Source organism: Bradyrhizobium brasilense (genome assembly GCF_029714345.1).
Taxonomy (GTDB): Bacteria; Pseudomonadota; Alphaproteobacteria; order Rhizobiales; family Xanthobacteraceae; genus Bradyrhizobium; species Bradyrhizobium australafricanum.
The window spans coordinates 1,042,190-1,057,093 of record NZ_CP121669.1 but is presented as its reverse complement, the minus strand read 5'-3'; the positions used below and the strand labels follow the sequence as shown (position 1 = coordinate 1,057,093).

Here is a 14,904-nt window from a genome sequence, read left to right as displayed (position 1 = left end):
GCTCACTTCACCAGCGAGCAGCCGCCATCGGCCAGCGGGCGGAACGCCTGATCGGCCGAGATGGTCGCGATCAGCTTGTAGTAGTCGTAGGGGTACTTCGACTCCTCGGGCTTCTTCACCTCGAACAGATACATCGGGTGGACGACGCGACCGTCCTGGCGGATCGTGGTGTCGCCGAACAGCTTGTCCTTGCCCTTGAAGGTCTTCATCTGCGGCACCACCGCCTTGGCGTCGTCGCTGCCGGTGGCGGCAACCGCGTTGAGGTAGGCGAGCGTCGAGGCGTAAACGCCGGCCTGGTTGCCGCTCGGCATCTTGCCGTTCATGCCGGGACGGGCGGCGAAGCGCTTTGCGAACGCGCGGGTGTCGTCGTTCATGTCCCAGTAGAAGGCTTCCAGCAGCTGCAGGCCCTGCGCGACCTTCAGGCCCATGCCGTGGATGTCGTTCACGAACAGCAGGAACGCCACCATGGTCTGGCCGCCCTGCTGGATGCCGAACTCGGCCGCCTGCTTCACCGCATTGATGGTGTCGCCGCCGGCATTGGCGAGCCCGATCACTTTTGCTTTCGAGTTCTGCGCCTGCAGCAGGAACGACGCGAAGTCCGACGTGCCGAGCGGATGCTTGCTCGAGCCCAAAACCTTGCCGCCGTGCTTCTCGATGTAGTTCGTCGCTTCAGCCTCAATGCCTTTGCCGAGCGCATAATCGACGGTCACGAAATACCAGTCCTTGCCGCCGCGCTGCATCATCGCGGCTGCGGTGGTGTTGCCGGTGGCCCAGGCGTCGTTGACCCATTGAATGGTGTTCGGCGAGCAGGCCTTGCCGGTGAGATCGGAGCTTGCGGTCGACGACGCCAGGAACGTCATCCGGCTATCGCGCAGGATGGTGTTGATGGCGAGCCCGACCGCCGAGTTCGGCACGTCGACGATGGCATCGACGCCTTCGACATCGAGCCATTTGCGCGCGATCGCAGAGCCCACATCGGCCTTATTCTGGTGATCGGCATAGACGATCTCGACCTTGATGCCCTTGCCGCCGCCGTTGAAATCTTCCGCGGCCATGCGCGCGGCTTCCACCGAACCCATGCCGTTGGTGTCCTGGAAGATGCCCGAAATGTCGTTGAGCACGCCGACGCGGACCACGTCGCCGGAAATCTCCGCCCGTGCGCTGCCCGCGGCGCAGGCCAATGCCAGCGCAAGTCCAATCCTAAATCGCCCAACCCCGAAGCCCCTCATAGTCTCCTCCCTTGCCTCGCTCCTCAGCCAGCTCCGATATCTCGTCAGGCCGGCGTGATCTCGACCGGCAGGCTGCTGAGCCCACGCAGCGTGTTGTTGAAAAGGCGCTTCGGCTCGCCGGTGATGTCGATCCTGGCGACACGACGGGCCAGCGCCGCCATCATCACCTCGCCTTCGAGACGGGCGACGAGCTGGCCGACACACATATGGATGCCCGAACCGTAGCCGACGTGGCCCGACGTACGACGGGTGATGTCGTAGCTATCGGGCGCTTCCCAGCGGCGCGGATCACGATTGGCCGCGGCCAGGAACATCAGCACCTTCTCGCCTTCAGGAATGCTGGCTCCACTGAGCTCGACGTCGCGCGTCGTGGTGCGGAAGAAAGTCTGCACCGGACTTTCGAACCGCACAGCTTCCTCGAAGGCGTTGCGCGCCAGCGTCGGATCGGCGCGCAACCTCTGGAACTGGTCGGGGAAGCGGGCGAGGCAGTAGACGGCGGCGCCGATGCCGTTGACGGTCGTGTCGAGACCGGCCGACAGCAGCGAGCGCACCAGCAGCGGCGCTTCGGTCGCGGTAATGGCTCCGGTATCGACATGGGCGTGAATGCAGGCGCCGATGCCATCAGGGGTGAGATTGTCGCGCTGGCATTGCTCGGCAACATAGGCCTGATGCGGCGCCGAGCGCTCGATCGCCTCCTTGCGGAGCTCGTTCGGCGGGCCGAAGGCATTGAACACCAGACTGGCGTAGGGCAGCAGATGCTCGCGGCCCTCCGGCCTCAGGCCGAGCGCATCCGGGAAGATCGACAACGGATAGGCTTCCGCAAGGTCCGCGATCGCGTCGAACCTGCGCTTCTCCAGCAGCGCATCGAGGCGGGCCTCCGCGGCGGCGGCAAATTGCCCGCGAAGCTGCTTCATCACGGTCGCCGACAACACCGTGCTCAGCACGGCGCGGGTCCGGGTATGGGCGGGCGGGTCGGCCTCCAGGATCAGGCTCGCCGGCCGCCACGGCTTCTCCTTGGAAAAGTCGCTGAGGCCGACGCCGCGGCTGGAGCAGAAGGTCGCGGGGTCGTTCAGCACCGCATGAACCTCGGCGTAGCGCGCCACGCCGTAGACATTCCACTTGTCGAGATAAACCACCGGCCCGGCCTCGCGCAGCCGCTCATGGGTCGGGAATGGATCGGCGAAGAACTCGAGCGCGAACGGATCGACGTCGAGATGCGGGACGGACGCAGCTTCTGTTGCAGTCATCGGGACCTCCCGAGGTTTGATCTTGTCAACACGGGCCGCATATCTATTGCTCCCGGACAGTTTCGCAGCGATGATTTGAGAGATGAGCAGCCAGCCCCTCCCCCGAAAGCCCCGCCGGCCGAGACCGGCCGATCCCGCAGACGCCAGTGACGGCCCGCTGCTGGACCTTGATCGCTATGTGCCGGCGTTCATCACCTTCATCGGCAACAAGCTGTCGAACAGCGCCACCGCGTTTTACCAGAAGAATTTCGGCGTCAACGTCACCGAGTGGCGAATCATCTCGCAACTGGCGATCGAGCCGGGGATTCCCGCCTCCCGGATCTGCCAGGTGATCGGCTTCGACAAGGGACCGGTCAGCCGCAACCTCGCGGCGCTGCAAAAGCGCGGCCTGCTGACCATCCGCACCGCGCCGGATGACGGCCGCACCCATTCGATCACGCTGACCGCGCGCGGCCGCGCCGTCCACGACAAGGTCATCGTCGCGGCGCTGGAGCGCGAGCGGCGGCTGCTGGCGTGCCTGAAGAAGGACGAGCGCGAGGTGCTGATCGAGCTGCTGCGCCGGCTGCACGAGAATCTCGGCGCCGTGACCGGGCAAGGCACGACCTGACGGCGCAGCCGTGCCATGGGCGCCGCGCTGCGCCCCCACAGTCTTCGCCCGATCTTCCATGCGTGCCGTTGGCGCCGTGCTGCGCAACATTCTCCTCCCAAACGCGTGGCCGTTGACCGGCCCTGTCCCTATGGGTGCGGAAACTCGCACAGCTTAGTTGCTATGGCAACTAAAAACGCAGCCGCGTGCAGCGCGGCAAGTGGAAGCAGCGGGGACCTGGCGGGTTGGACAGCTGAAACCTGGATGATCCGTGCCACAAACGCGGTGTCGTCCCGGCCTCCGAGCCGTGACCCATAACCACAAATGCTGATTATCGCATGTCGGCGGAACGACGAACTTTGTTCACAATTTCGGCCGCGGAGTATGGGTCCCTGCTCCCGTGCGCAATTGCGCACTAGGCAGGGACGACGGCAGTCTACGCGGCGCGCCGCTGGCGCGTCAGAGGCACAAATCGCCTCACACGTCCCCGCAGGCGATTGCCTGACCCGACCCGTCGTCCTCCAATACCGCCACTGCTGCGGCGCGGCGCGTCAGCACGGCGCGCTGGTTGATGTAGCCCTTGTCGGTGATCTCCCCGCCGTCGACCGAGGCAGGCTCGGCCAGCAGCAGCGCGCGGGTGGCATGGCCGGAGGAATGGCCGCCTTGCGCCTTGAGCCGTGCCAGCCCCTGCCCGATCGCGGAACGGACCGCCGGATGACCGATCACCTCGCTCGCATCGGCGCTCTCGGGCAGCCTTGCCAGCGAACGGCAGGCGGCGAGGTTCGGAAACACCAGGAAGCGCACCTCGTCGCGGCCATGGCCGGTGACGACGATGTCCTGCGCGAGCGGCGCCAGCGCCGCGATGCCGGCGACGCGCAAGGTGCCGACGCTGACCCAGGTGCCGGAATTGAGCTTGAAATCCTCCGCCACGCGGCCGTCGAAGAACAGGCCAAGTTCAGGCCGTGCGGGATCTGCGAAGGTGACGGCGTCGCCGATCTTGTAAAAGCCCTCGTCATCAAAGGCCTCAGCGGTCAGTTCGGGCGCCTTCCAGTAGCCCGGCGTGACGTTGGGCCCGCGCACGCGGACCTCGAGCTTGTCGCCCGACGGCACCAGCTTGAGCTCGGTGCCGGGAATCGGCACGCCGATATTGCCGGAGCGTTTGGCCAGGAAGTGGCAATCGGTCGCGAGCGGCGAGGTCTCGGTCGAACCCCAAGCCGACACCATCGGCAGCCGGCGGCCAACAGTCCACAGCGACAATTCCTCCAGCGCGTCCCACAGATTCTGCGGCAGCGCCGCGCCGGCATAGAAGGCGAATTTGGTGCCCTCGAAGAATTTTCTGCGCAGTTCGTCGTCGGTGCGCAGCGCCGCGATCAGCATGTCGAAGCCGCGCGGCACGTTGAAATAGACCGTCGGCACCACGCTGCGCAGGTTGGCCAGAGAGGTCGCGAACAGGCCGGGCGCCGGCTTGCCGCCGTCGATATAGAGCGTGCCGCCGTTGCGCAGCACCAGATTGAAATTGTGGTTGGCGCCGAAGGTGTGGCTCCAGGGCAGCCAGTCCAGGATCACCAGTTCCTCGCCCGCTTGCTCCAGGAACGTCCAGGTCTGCGCCTTGGCCTGCTGGCTCGAGGTCAGCATGCGCTGGGTGTTGATCACGGCCTTCGGCGTGCCCGTCGAGCCCGAGGTGAACAGGAATTTTGCGATCGTGTCCGGCGTCACCGCCGCGAACGCCTTGGCGACCCCGGGCGCTTCCGGCGTGGCAGCGACGGTGCGGAACGGCAATGCGTCGGGATTGCCGCTGACGATGGTTGCGCGATGCAGCGACTTGATTGCGGCAAACGCCGCCGCGAACGGCCTTGTGCTCGTGACGTAGATCGCGCCGGGGTCGAGAAGGCTGATCATGCTCTTCAGCTTGTCGAAATCCCGGGACATCAGCGAATAGGCCGGCGAGATCGCGGCCGAGGGCACCCCGACATGCTGCGCGGCGAGCGCAAACAACGCGTGATCGATGCCGTTGTCGGAGAGGATAACGAGCGGACGTTCAATGCTCAGCCCTTGCGCCAGCACCCACGATGCGGCCCGCCGCACGATGCCGAGCGCGTCGCGATAGCTGACGGTGCTCCAGGGCGCCTCGGCATTGGCGCGCTCGCCGAGAAAGATGCGATCCGGCGCCTGCCTCGCCCAATGCTCCAACCAGTCGCCGACGCAGCGGGCGCCCTGCTTCAGCGGCGTGGTGGAGCGGACCAGGATGCTGCCGTCGTCGCGGCTGACCGCAACGATCGCGGGCGTCGCAAACAGGCTGCTCGGATTGTCTCCGCTGGCGGCGGCCATCGTCATGGTTTCCTCCTCGCCCGTGTCTTTGCGGGATCGCGCCGCAACATGGTGCGGCGCCGCGGTCCCGGCCGGGCTCTTTGGTGATAATGTTGCGGACATCAATTGTTGTCGTCAACAACAATCTTTCCCTCTCGCCTTGGGCGCGCTAGCCTGAGCTCATGGCGAGCCAGCAAAAGACATCGCGCAAGGCGGCAGGAACGGCAGCGGCGATCCGCCGCCCCCGGTCGCATGGAGCAAATGGCGGGGCGCCCAACGGCGACGCCGGCGACAACATCGGCCTCGACGCGCTGGTCGGTCACGCCGGCTATGCGGTGCGCCGCTTCCAGCTCTGGATCTTTCAGGACTTCATCAAGACGCTGGCGACGGTCGATATCCGCCCAACCCAGTATTCGGTGATGACCGTGATCGGGGCCAATCCGGGCCTCAGCCAGATGGCGGTGACAAAGCGGCTCGGGATCGAGCGCGCGCGGCTGGTGCATCTGCTCGACAGCCTGGAAGACCGCGACTTCGTCAGCCGCGTCCCCTCCGCGACCGACCGCCGCACCCACGCGCTGCATCTGACGGCGCGCGGCAAGACCGCGCTGGCGCAGTTCAAGCGGCTCGCCGCCGAGCATGAGCGGCATGTCGCGGAGAAGATCGGCAAGGAAAACCGCAAACAACTGCTGCAGATCCTCGCCTGTTTCACCTGACCTCGCGACGAGATTTCGGCTTGACCAGACCTGCCTACAAATTGGGCAGATACTCTCTCAAGCCGGCCCGAGCCCATTCCCGACGAGCGCTTCAAGCAACTGATATTGTGCAATAATCCGCCGCGCGACGGACGCAGGTGAATTGTACACAATGGCACATTGCTTGCTTCGATCAGGCTGCAATTCCCTTGCGGATGGCATCCGACGCCTCCCCGCACACGAATGAGGCCAAGCACGTGACTGAAACTGTCGCCGCGATCGTCGCCGCGCACCGCGCCGGGACCATGACGCCGGCCCAAACCGTGGCGCGCAGCTACCAGCGCATCCGCGAGCACAACGATCCCGCCATCTTCATCAGCCTGCGCGATGAGAAGGATGCGCTTGCCGAGGCCGAGCGGCTCGCCGATCCGACGTTGCCGCTTTACGGCGTGCCGGTCGCGGTGAAGGACAATATCGATGTCGCGGGCCTGCCGACCACCGCCGCCTGCCCGGCGTTCTCGTATCTGCCCGCACAGGACTCTACGGCCGTCGCCAGACTGCGTGCGGCCGGCGCCATCATCATCGGCAAGACCAATCTCGACCAGTTCGCCACCGGTCTGGTCGGCGTGCGCTCGCCCTACGGCATTCCCAGGAACCCGGTGCGCGGCGATCTGGTGCCGGGCGGATCGAGCTCGGGCTCCGCGGTCGCGGTCTCAGCGGGCCTCGTGCCGCTTGCGCTCGGCACCGACACCGCGGGCAGCGGCCGCGTCCCGGCGATGCTCAACAACATCGTCGGGCTCAAGCCGAGCCTCGGGCTGATCTCGACCACCGGCGTCGTGCCGGCCTGCCGCACGCTCGACTGCGTCTCGATCTTCTCGCTCACCGTCGACGACGCGCTGGCCGCGCTCGCCGTCATGTCCGGGCCCGATCAGTCCGATCCGTATTCGCGCGACCGGGCGCTGGCCCCGCTGGCGAGCTTTCCGGCCAAGCTGAAGCTCGGCATTCCCCAAACCGGCCAGTTGAAATTCTTCGGCGATCATGAGGCCGAGAAGGCCTATGGCGAGGCGTGCAAGCGCTGGCAGGCGCTTGGCGCCGATCTCGTCGCGTTCGACCTCGCGCCGTTCTTCGAGACCGCGCGGTTGCTTTATGAGGGTCCGTGGGTGGCGGAACGCTATCTAGTCATCCGCGACCTGCTCGCGTCGTCGCCCGAGGCGGTTCATCCGGTGACGCGCGAGATCACCGTCGGCGGATCGCGCCCCACCGCTGCCGACACCTTCTCGGCGCTGTACCGCCTCGAGGCACTGCGCCGCGTCGCCGAGCGCAGCCTCGCATCGCTTGATGCGATCGTGTTGCCGACCGCCCCGACCGTCTATTCCACCGCTGACGTGCTCGCCAATCCAATCGAGCTGAACTCGCGGCTCGGCACCTACACCAATTTCGTCAACCTGCTCGACATGTGCGGCCTGGCGCTGCCGGCAGCGATGCGGCCCGACGGCGCGCCGTTCGGCATCACGCTGCTCGCCCCCGCCGGCCGCGACGCCCAGCTTGCCGGCATCGGCCGCGTGTTTCACGCCGACACCGGACTGGCGCTCGGCGCCAATTCACTTCCGCAGCCGCCGCTCACCGCCACACCGACGCAGGCCGGCTCCGACGACATCACCATCGCGGTGGTCGGCGCACATCTCTCCGGCATGGCGCTGAACCACGAGTTGACGACGCTCGATGCGCGCCTGCTGGAAGAAGCGGTCACCGCGCCGGACTACAGGCTCTACGCACTCGACACCACGCCGCCGAAGCCCGGCATGCTGCGCATCGAGGCCGGTGCCGGCGCATCGATCAAGCTCGAGCTGTGGGCGATGTCACCGGCAGCATTCGGAAAATTCGTCGCCGCGATTCCGCCGCCGCTGTCGATCGGCACGATCAGGCTCGCCGACGGCCGGCAGGCCAAGGGCTTCATTGTCGAGCCCGCCGCGATCAACGGCGCGAAGGATATTTCATCCTATGGCGGCTGGCGCGCGTTCATGGCGGAGAGGGCGAAAGCCTAGCCGCTCCGGCGGTGCGCTCCCTCGCCCCGCTCTCTCGGGGCGAGGTAAGAAGAAGCTACACCGACACCGCGTAGGTCTCGTATTCCCCGCGCACCTGCTCGATATGGGCGCGCATCGCCGCGGCGGCGCCTGTCTTGTCGCCGCGCATGATAGCGACGACGACGCGGTCGTGCTCGGCGTGGGATTTTGCCAAACGCCCGAGGTTGCGGAACTGGGCGCGGCGGAACGGCTGCACGCGCACCCGCGTCGCCAGCGTGATCTCGGCGATATAGGCGTTCTGCGAGCCGGCATAGATCGCGTTGTGGAAGCGCTCATTGACCTCGTGGAACCGCTCGGGATTGCCGGTGTAGCTCAGCACCCGCAACTCCTCGTGGATCGCTTCCAGCGCGTGGCGCTCCGCCGCCGTCATTCGCTCGGCAGCGAGGCCGGCGCAGATCGCTTCCAGCTCGGCCATCGCCTCGAACATGCCGGTGAGCCGTTCAAGCGAGGGCCGCGCCACCACGGCGCCGCGATGCGCGCGGGCATCGATCAGGCCGCTGGCGGCAAGCTGCCGCAGCGCTTCGCGCACCGGGGTGCGCGAGACGTTGAAGCGCCGCGCAAGGTCGGTCTCATCGAGCCCGGCCCCCGGCGGCAGCGTGCCGCGCACGATCTCGTCGGCGAGTTGCAGCCGCAATTCCTCGGCGCGGGTGACCTTGTCGACCAGCGACGACGGACGGTCGATGCGGCGCACCGTCATCTCGGATTCTGCGCCCTGCGGCAGATCTTCCAGGCTCATCCTCAAGCGCCCTTCAAGCACCTTTGGGTTCATCGATGACGCTGACATGGGCCGCGACGATTCTCCAGCCCTCAGAGAAACGAATCCAGGTCTGCATCTGCCGCCCCACCCTGCCCGGTGCGGTGTCCCGGTAGAACAGCGTCGAGGCGATCGCGGTGTCGCGGCCATAGGTCGTGATCACGGTCCGCTCGATCTTGCGCATCAGCCCGACCGGCGAGCGTCCCGCGCGAAACGCCATGATCTCGGCATAGCCATAGAGGTTCTCGCCAATGCCGTAACGCAGCGTCCGGCGGTCGTCGCGGAACAGCTCGTCGAGCACCGCGACATCGTTCGAGACCAGCGCTCTCTCATATCGCTGGAACTGCGCGGCGACCTCGGCGACGACGTCGGGAAGATCGATATCCATGGCTTCCTCTTAGTTGCGCATGATTTCCGCGCAAACGCTTCGCGTTTGTCGCGAGGGAGAAAACCGGTTCCCGCTTTTCCGGATCATCCGCCGATCCCTCTCGGCGCCGACGCGGCCGCAACGCCCATCTGTTCCAGCGCGTAGGCGACCCGCAGCGCGACGTCCTCGCGCCAGGACGCCGCGATGATCTGCACGCCGATCGGCATCGGCTCAAGCGGCACCGGCACGGCGACCACCGGCAGGCCGATGAAGGAGATCGGCTGGGTGTGGATGCCGATATTGGCGCGCACCGGAAGCTCGACGCCGTCGAGCGTGAAACTGGCCTGGCCGATCTTCGGCGCGGTGCACGGCGTCGCCGGCGCCAGGATCACGTCGACCGACTGGAACAGCTCCAGCACCCTGGCGCGATACCAGCGGCGGAATTTCTGCGCCTTGTCGACATAGACCGCCGGGATCATTGCGCCCGCAATGAGACGGTCGCGCACTGCCGGATCGAAATCGTTGGGACGCTTGCGCAGGCGATCGAGATGCAGCGCGGCACCCTCGGTGGTCGTGATGATGTAGGCCGCGGCACGGGCGCGCGCCGCTTCGGGAAGCTCCACGGTCCGCGTGGCACCGAGCGCCTTCGCGACGCGCGCGACCGCCTCTGCCGCCTCCGGAAACAGGTTCTGCTGGAAATAGCCGCCAGCGATCGCAACCCGCAGCCCGCCGATATCATTGGCAAGCAACGGCACGGTCGGCTCGACCGACTGCACAATGCAGGCCGGATCATCGGCATCTGGTCCCTGCATGGCGTCATAGGCGAGCGCGAGGTCCTTCACACTGCGCGCCAGCGGGCCGAGATGATCGAGGCTGGCGACGAACGGATAGGACCGCGCGCGCGACAGCCGGCCGTAGGTCGGCTTCAAACCGAACGTGCCGCAGAATGACGACGGCACGCGGATCGAGCCGTTGGTATCGGAGCCGAGCGCGATCGGCACCAGCGCGCCGCCGACGGCGCTGCCCGAGCCGCCGGAGGAGCCGCCGGTCATCCGCGCCGGATCGTGCGGGTTGCGCGACGGGCCGTCATGCACGTTCTCGCCGGTGAAGTCGTAGGCGTATTCACCCATGTTGAGCGCGCCGACCAGCACCGCACCGGCCGCCTCCATCCGCTCGATCAGCGTCGCATCACGCGGCGACGGCGGCAGGTCGCGGTTGATCTTCGAGCCGGCGCGGGTCGGAAGACCCTGCACATCGAACAGGTTCTTCACCGCGAACGGAACGCCGGCGAGCGGGCCGACCGGTTGACCGGCGGCGATCGCGGCATCGACCGCGCTGGCCCTGGCACGCGCGCGATCGGCGGTGACGTCGGTGAAGGCATTGAGGACCTTGTCATGCGCTGCGATCCGCGCGAGCGCAGCCTCGATCGCGGCAAGAGCCGTGATCTTGCGGCTCGATACCGCTTGCGCGATCTCGGCGGCCGACATGGAAGCGGGAGTTTCGGACATCGCGATCTCAGGTCGAATAGACGGCGGCCGACACGACGTCGTCGGGCAGCGGGAAGTCATCGACCAGCCGCGCCAGCCGCAGCGAGACGTCGAGATTGGCGCGCACCGCCGGACGCCAGGCGTCCTCCAGCGGCAACGCTATCGCGCGCGCGACGGCGTTCATATAGTCGTCGAGATGATCAGTCATTTCGCTCCCAATAACGATTTTGCGCATGATCTCCGCGCAAACGCGTTCCGCGTTTGTCGCGAGGAAAACCGGTCCCCACTTTTCCGGATCATGCGTCAAGACACCGGCAGCGGCGGATGCGGGATCGCCGTCAGCAGCTCCCTTGTATAGGCATCCTGCGGATTGCCCAAGACGTGTTCGGAGGTGCCCTGCTCCACGATGCGACCGGCGCGCATCACGATGACGCGATCGCACAGCAGGCGCACGACGTTGAGGTCGTGCGACACGAACAAATAGCTCATGCCCATCGACTGCTTGAGGTCCTGCAGCAAATTGAGCACCACCGCCTGCACCGAGACATCAAGTGCCGCGGTCGGCTCGTCGAGGATGACGAGCTTCGGGTGCAGCGCGATGGCGCGTGCGATGCCGACGCGGGCCTTCTGGCCGCCGGAGAGCTGGTGCGGGAAGCGGTCCAACAGATTGACCGGCAGGCCGACCAGCCGCGCGAGCTCCTCGCAGCGGGTGCGGAGCGCGTCGCGCCCGCGGATGTCGCCGAGCTGCATGATCGGATCCGCGATCGCGCGCGCCGCGGTGAAGCGCGGGTTGAGGCTGTCGGTCGGATCCTGGAACACCATCTGGATCTGGCTGCGCCGCGGCGATCGCGCGAAGGATTGCGGCGTGATCCCGTCGATGTCCTCGCCGTCGAACATGATGCGGCCGGAGGTCTGATCCAGCAGCCGCATCACCATCATCGACGTCGTCGACTTGCCGCAACCGGATTCGCCGACCAGCCCGACGCTCTCGCCATGATCGATCGAGAAGCTGATGCCGTCAACCGCACGGAAGGTCTCCTCCTCGACCGGCGGCTGGCGCCCGAACAACTTTGCCAGCATCCCGCCCACGCCCTGGCGCGGGTATTCCTTGACGAGCTTTTCGACTGACAGGAGGGGCTCCACCCGCCCCCTCTCCCCGTTCTTTACGGGGAGAGGGTTGGGGTGAGGGGCCGCATCCGCAGGCACGGCCCGTGGAGAGTCCCCCTCACCCGCCACGCTCTGGCGCGCGAGTGCGCTGCCGAGCGTGTCGGCCTCCCCCCGCACGCGGGGAGAGGCAAGCGAATCCTCCTCCGGCAACAGATCCCGCAGCGACACCCCGAGCCGCGGCGTCGCGCGCATCAGCTTCCGTGTGTAGGCGTGCCGAGGCGCGGCGAAGATGTCGGCCGAGACAGCGGTCTCGACCACACGGCCCTTCTCCATCACCACGACGCGGTCGCAATAGGCGGCGGCGAGGCCGAGATCATGCGTGATCAGGATCGTCGACATCGCCCGGCGCCGGGTCAGCTCGACGATCAGGTCCATCACCGCCTTCTGGGTGGTGACGTCGAGCCCGGTGGTCGGCTCGTCGGCAATCAGAAGCTGCGGATTGCAGGCCAGCGCCAGCGCGATGACGACGCGCTGGCACATGCCGCCGGACAGCTCGAACGGATAGGCGTGGTAGCGCTCGCGTGCGCGCGCGATCTTGACCTGCTCCAGCGCCTCGATCGCCTTCTCGCCGCGATCGGTGACCTGCGCCTGCTGCACATGCTGGCGCAGCACATCCTCGATCTGGTGCCCGACCTTGCGGATCGGATTGAGCGCCGCGCGTGGGTTCTGGAAGATCATCGAGACTTCGCGGCCGCGCAGATCGCGCATCTGGCTCTCCGAGGCCGACTTGACGTCGATGCCGGAGAACATCACCGAGCCCTCGGCGATCCGGCCGGCGCGATCGAGGATACGCATCACGGCATAGGAGGTCACCGACTTGCCGGAGCCGGACTCGCCGACGATGCCGACGGTCTCACCCTTGCCGACCGATATGTTGACGTGCTGCACCGCCTTGACGATGCCGCGGCGGGTGGTGAACTCGACCGTGAGGTCGCTGACGTCGAGCAGCGGCTGGGCGGTCATGCGCACCTCCCCTCATGGGGTGCGTCATCCAAAAATCCGCAAAACAACCCCATGCAAAGCAGCGAAGCAGTAACATGGCACCGCACTGAGACTGACATCACGTCCTCCGCTGCGGGTCGACGATGTCGCGCAGGCCGTCGCCGAGCAGGTTGAAGCAGAACACCGCGATCATCAGCGCCAGGCCCGGGAACAGCGCGATCCACCACTCGCCCGACACCATGAAGCCCGCGCCCTCGGCGACCATGATGCCCCACTCCGCGGTCGGCGGCCGGACGCCGAGCCCAATGAAGGACAGGCCCGCGGCGTTGAGGATCGCATAGCCCATGGTCAGCGACATCTGCACGATCATGATCGGCATGATGTTGGGCAGGATGTGCCCGAGCAGGATGCGGTACTCGCCGTTGCCGGACAGCCGCGCCGCCTGCACGAAGCCGGCATTGCGGCGGACGTTTGCTTCTGCGCGTGCGACGCGGGCGTAGAGCGGGAAGTTCACGATCGCGGTCGCGATGATGATGTTCTGCACGGTGTTGCCGAGCGCCGCGACGATGCCCATCGCCAGCACGAACAGCGGAAACGCCAAGATGGTGTCGGCGATGCGGCCGACGATGCGGTCGGTCCAACCGCCGAAATAGCCGGCGGCGATGCCGGCCAGCCCGCCCATCAGGAACACCAGCACAACGGAGGCGACCGCGATGAAGGTGTCGAGCCGCGTTGCGACGATGACGCGGCTGAAGATGTCGCGGCCGAGCTGATCGGTGCCGAACCAGTGCGCGGCGGACGGCGGCTTCAATGCAGCCGCGGTGTCGGAGGCGAGCGGGTCGTACGCTACGACGTACGGCCCGAACAACGCGGCAAACAGGATCAGGACCAGCAGCGCGAAGGCGAAGCCGGTGACCTTGTTTTCGCTCAAGACGTAGCGGGTCTGTTCCAACGCCGCGGCAAGCCCCGACGTGCGGGCGGGTCCTGCGGGTTCGACGGTTGGAGCTACGGTGCTCATGCTCTAGCCCTCCAGCCTGACGCGGGGATCGATCACGCCGTAGAGGATGTCGATCACCAGATTGAGCAGCACGTACATGACCGCCATGGTCAGCACGAAGCCCTGCACCGGCGCGAAGTCGGATGCGATCAGCGCCTCGACCGCGTAGGAGCCGATGCCGGGCCAGGCGAACACCTTCTCCACCAGCACATTGGCGCCCAACAGGAACGAGAACACCATGCTGAGCGTGGTGATGACCGGCAGCATCGCGTTGCGGAAGGCGTAAGTGACGATCACCTTGCCGGGCGACAGGCCACTGGCGCGCGCGGTGCGGACGAAGTCGGACGCCAGCACCGCCAGCATCGAGGCGCGCGTCATCCGCGCAATCGGCGCCAGCGAGAAGATCGCGAGCGTCACCGCCGGCAGGATCAATTGGCTGAGCGCGGAACGAAACGCCTCGAAGTCCCGCGCGATCAGTGTGTCGATGAGATAGAAGCCGGTGACCGTCGGCGGCGCGCTAGCGAACACGTCGAGCCGGCCGAGCGGCGCCGGCGACCAGCCGAGCCGGAAATAAAACAGATAGACCAGCACGAGCCCGGTGAAGAACACCGGCAGCGACACGCCGGCCGTGGTGGTGACGCGGCAGAGATGGTCGATCCAGGAGCCCGGCCGCGTCGCCGCCAGCACGCCGAGCGGGATCGCGATCACGATGGCGACGACGAGGCCGAGCAGAGTGAGCTCGGCCGACGCCGGCAGGCGATTGCGCAGCTCGGCCGCCACCGGCTGGCCCGTGGTGAGCGACGTGCCGAGATCGCCGTGGGCGAGATCGGTGGTGTAGCGCACGAACTGCTCGATCAGCGGCTTGTCGAAGCCGAGCTTCTTCCGGATCTGGTCGACCGCCTCCTTGGTGGCCGCGGGGCCAGCAAAGTACGCCGCGGGATCGCCCGGCAGCGCGCGCGTCAAAAGGAACGTCACGATCACGACCCCGATCAGCGAGGGGATCGCGAACAGCAGCCGCTTGCCGATCATCGCAAGCATGAGCGCC

The 14,904-nt window shown here is 66.7% G+C and carries 13 protein-coding genes; 3 read left to right on the top strand and 10 right to left on the bottom strand.

The genetic code is table 11. From position 1 onward, the window contains the following. Positions 1-2 precede the first annotated feature (2 nt). Positions 3-1,229 carry an ABC transporter substrate-binding protein gene (locus QA635_RS04750; RefSeq protein WP_283067330.1) on the bottom strand — a complete coding sequence of 409 codons (1,227 nt, stop codon included), beginning with the start codon at positions 1,227-1,229 and terminating at the stop codon, positions 3-5. Between the two features lie 44 nt (positions 1,230-1,273). Continuing rightward, positions 1,274-2,476 (bottom strand): cytochrome P450, encoded by a 1,203-nt coding sequence (locus QA635_RS04745; RefSeq protein ID WP_283067328.1) that lies wholly within the window; start codon positions 2,474-2,476, stop codon positions 1,274-1,276. An 82-nt stretch (positions 2,477-2,558) separates the two neighbouring features. On the opposite strand from QA635_RS04745, the gene QA635_RS04740 reads away from it, so the two are divergent. Continuing rightward, on the top strand, positions 2,559-3,083 hold the full coding sequence (locus tag QA635_RS04740) for a MarR family winged helix-turn-helix transcriptional regulator (protein WP_082653966.1): 525 nt from the start codon (positions 2,559-2,561) through the stop codon (positions 3,081-3,083). A gap of 456 nt (positions 3,084-3,539) precedes the next feature. On the opposite strand, the gene QA635_RS04735 is transcribed toward QA635_RS04740, so the two are convergent. After that, the gene (locus tag QA635_RS04735) at positions 3,540-5,390 is read right to left on the bottom strand and encodes a feruloyl-CoA synthase (RefSeq protein ID WP_283071474.1); all 1,851 of its coding nucleotides are present in this window, start codon (positions 5,388-5,390) and stop codon (positions 3,540-3,542) included. Between the two features lie 161 nt (positions 5,391-5,551). Here QA635_RS04735 and QA635_RS04730 point away from each other — a divergent pair, with 161 nt between their 5' ends. Both QA635_RS04730 and atzF read left to right on the top strand, forming a co-directional pair. Further along, positions 5,552-6,082, top strand: a complete 531-nt coding sequence (locus QA635_RS04730) for a MarR family winged helix-turn-helix transcriptional regulator (protein WP_283067326.1) — start codon at positions 5,552-5,554, stop codon at positions 6,080-6,082. 194 nt (positions 6,083-6,276) lie between these two features. Further along, positions 6,277-8,106 carry an allophanate hydrolase gene (gene atzF, locus QA635_RS04725; protein WP_283071473.1) on the top strand — a complete coding sequence of 610 codons (1,830 nt, stop codon included), beginning with the start codon at positions 6,277-6,279 and terminating at the stop codon, positions 8,104-8,106. A 55-nt stretch (positions 8,107-8,161) separates the two neighbouring features. Here atzF and QA635_RS04720 read toward each other — a convergent pair whose 3' ends face one another. From QA635_RS04720 to QA635_RS04690, 7 genes are all read right to left on the bottom strand, one after another. After that, the gene (locus QA635_RS04720) at positions 8,162-8,881 is read right to left on the bottom strand and encodes a GntR family transcriptional regulator (protein WP_057019483.1); all 720 of its coding nucleotides are present in this window, start codon (positions 8,879-8,881) and stop codon (positions 8,162-8,164) included. Between the two features lie 13 nt (positions 8,882-8,894). Further along, entirely contained in the window at positions 8,895-9,287 is a 393-nt protein-coding gene (gene hpxZ / locus QA635_RS04715; protein ID WP_283067323.1) for an oxalurate catabolism protein HpxZ, read from the bottom strand. Positions 9,288-9,370: 83 nt separating this feature from the next. Beyond that, positions 9,371-10,774, bottom strand: coding sequence for an AtzE family amidohydrolase (locus QA635_RS04710; RefSeq protein WP_283067322.1), 1,404 nt, complete (start codon positions 10,772-10,774; stop codon positions 9,371-9,373). Positions 10,775-10,781: 7 nt separating this feature from the next. Then, on the bottom strand, positions 10,782-10,961 hold the full coding sequence (locus tag QA635_RS04705) for a DUF4089 domain-containing protein (RefSeq protein ID WP_283067321.1): 180 nt from the start codon (positions 10,959-10,961) through the stop codon (positions 10,782-10,784). A 95-nt stretch (positions 10,962-11,056) separates the two neighbouring features. After that, a complete protein-coding gene (locus QA635_RS04700; RefSeq protein WP_283067320.1) occupies positions 11,057-12,883 on the bottom strand; it encodes a dipeptide ABC transporter ATP-binding protein in 1,827 nt (608 codons plus the stop codon). A gap of 97 nt (positions 12,884-12,980) precedes the next feature. After that, positions 12,981-13,880 (bottom strand): ABC transporter permease, encoded by a 900-nt coding sequence (locus tag QA635_RS04695; RefSeq protein WP_283067318.1) that lies wholly within the window; start codon positions 13,878-13,880, stop codon positions 12,981-12,983. A gap of 3 nt (positions 13,881-13,883) precedes the next feature. After that, entirely contained in the window at positions 13,884-14,897 is a 1,014-nt protein-coding gene (locus QA635_RS04690; protein ID WP_283067317.1) for an ABC transporter permease, read from the bottom strand. Positions 14,898-14,904 lie beyond the last annotated feature (7 nt).

What these genes read in the sequence shown, in the direction of transcription:
- QA635_RS04750 (WP_283067330.1), bottom strand. Translation starts at nt 1,229, where the DNA reads ATGAGGGGCTTCGGGGTTGGGCGATTTAGGATTGGACTTGCGCTGGCA.
- QA635_RS04745 (WP_283067328.1), bottom strand. Translation starts at nt 2,476, where the DNA reads ATGACTGCAACAGAAGCTGCGTCCGTCCCGCATCTCGACGTCGATCCG.
- QA635_RS04740 (WP_082653966.1), top strand. Translation starts at nt 2,559, where the DNA reads ATGAGCAGCCAGCCCCTCCCCCGAAAGCCCCGCCGGCCGAGACCGGCC.
- QA635_RS04735 (WP_283071474.1), bottom strand. Translation starts at nt 5,390, where the DNA reads ATGGCCGCCGCCAGCGGAGACAATCCGAGCAGCCTGTTTGCGACGCCC.
- QA635_RS04730 (WP_283067326.1), top strand. Translation starts at nt 5,552, where the DNA reads ATGGCGAGCCAGCAAAAGACATCGCGCAAGGCGGCAGGAACGGCAGCG.
- atzF (WP_283071473.1), top strand. Translation starts at nt 6,277, where the DNA reads ATGGCATCCGACGCCTCCCCGCACACGAATGAGGCCAAGCACGTGACT.
- QA635_RS04720 (WP_057019483.1), bottom strand. Translation starts at nt 8,881, where the DNA reads ATGAGCCTGGAAGATCTGCCGCAGGGCGCAGAATCCGAGATGACGGTG.
- hpxZ (WP_283067323.1), bottom strand. Translation starts at nt 9,287, where the DNA reads ATGGATATCGATCTTCCCGACGTCGTCGCCGAGGTCGCCGCGCAGTTC.
- QA635_RS04710 (WP_283067322.1), bottom strand. Translation starts at nt 10,774, where the DNA reads ATGTCCGAAACTCCCGCTTCCATGTCGGCCGCCGAGATCGCGCAAGCG.
- QA635_RS04705 (WP_283067321.1), bottom strand. Translation starts at nt 10,961, where the DNA reads ATGACTGATCATCTCGACGACTATATGAACGCCGTCGCGCGCGCGATA.
- QA635_RS04700 (WP_283067320.1), bottom strand. Translation starts at nt 12,883, where the DNA reads ATGACCGCCCAGCCGCTGCTCGACGTCAGCGACCTCACGGTCGAGTTC.
- QA635_RS04695 (WP_283067318.1), bottom strand. Translation starts at nt 13,880, where the DNA reads ATGAGCACCGTAGCTCCAACCGTCGAACCCGCAGGACCCGCCCGCACG.
- QA635_RS04690 (WP_283067317.1), bottom strand. Translation starts at nt 14,897, where the DNA reads ATGCTTGCGATGATCGGCAAGCGGCTGCTGTTCGCGATCCCCTCGCTG.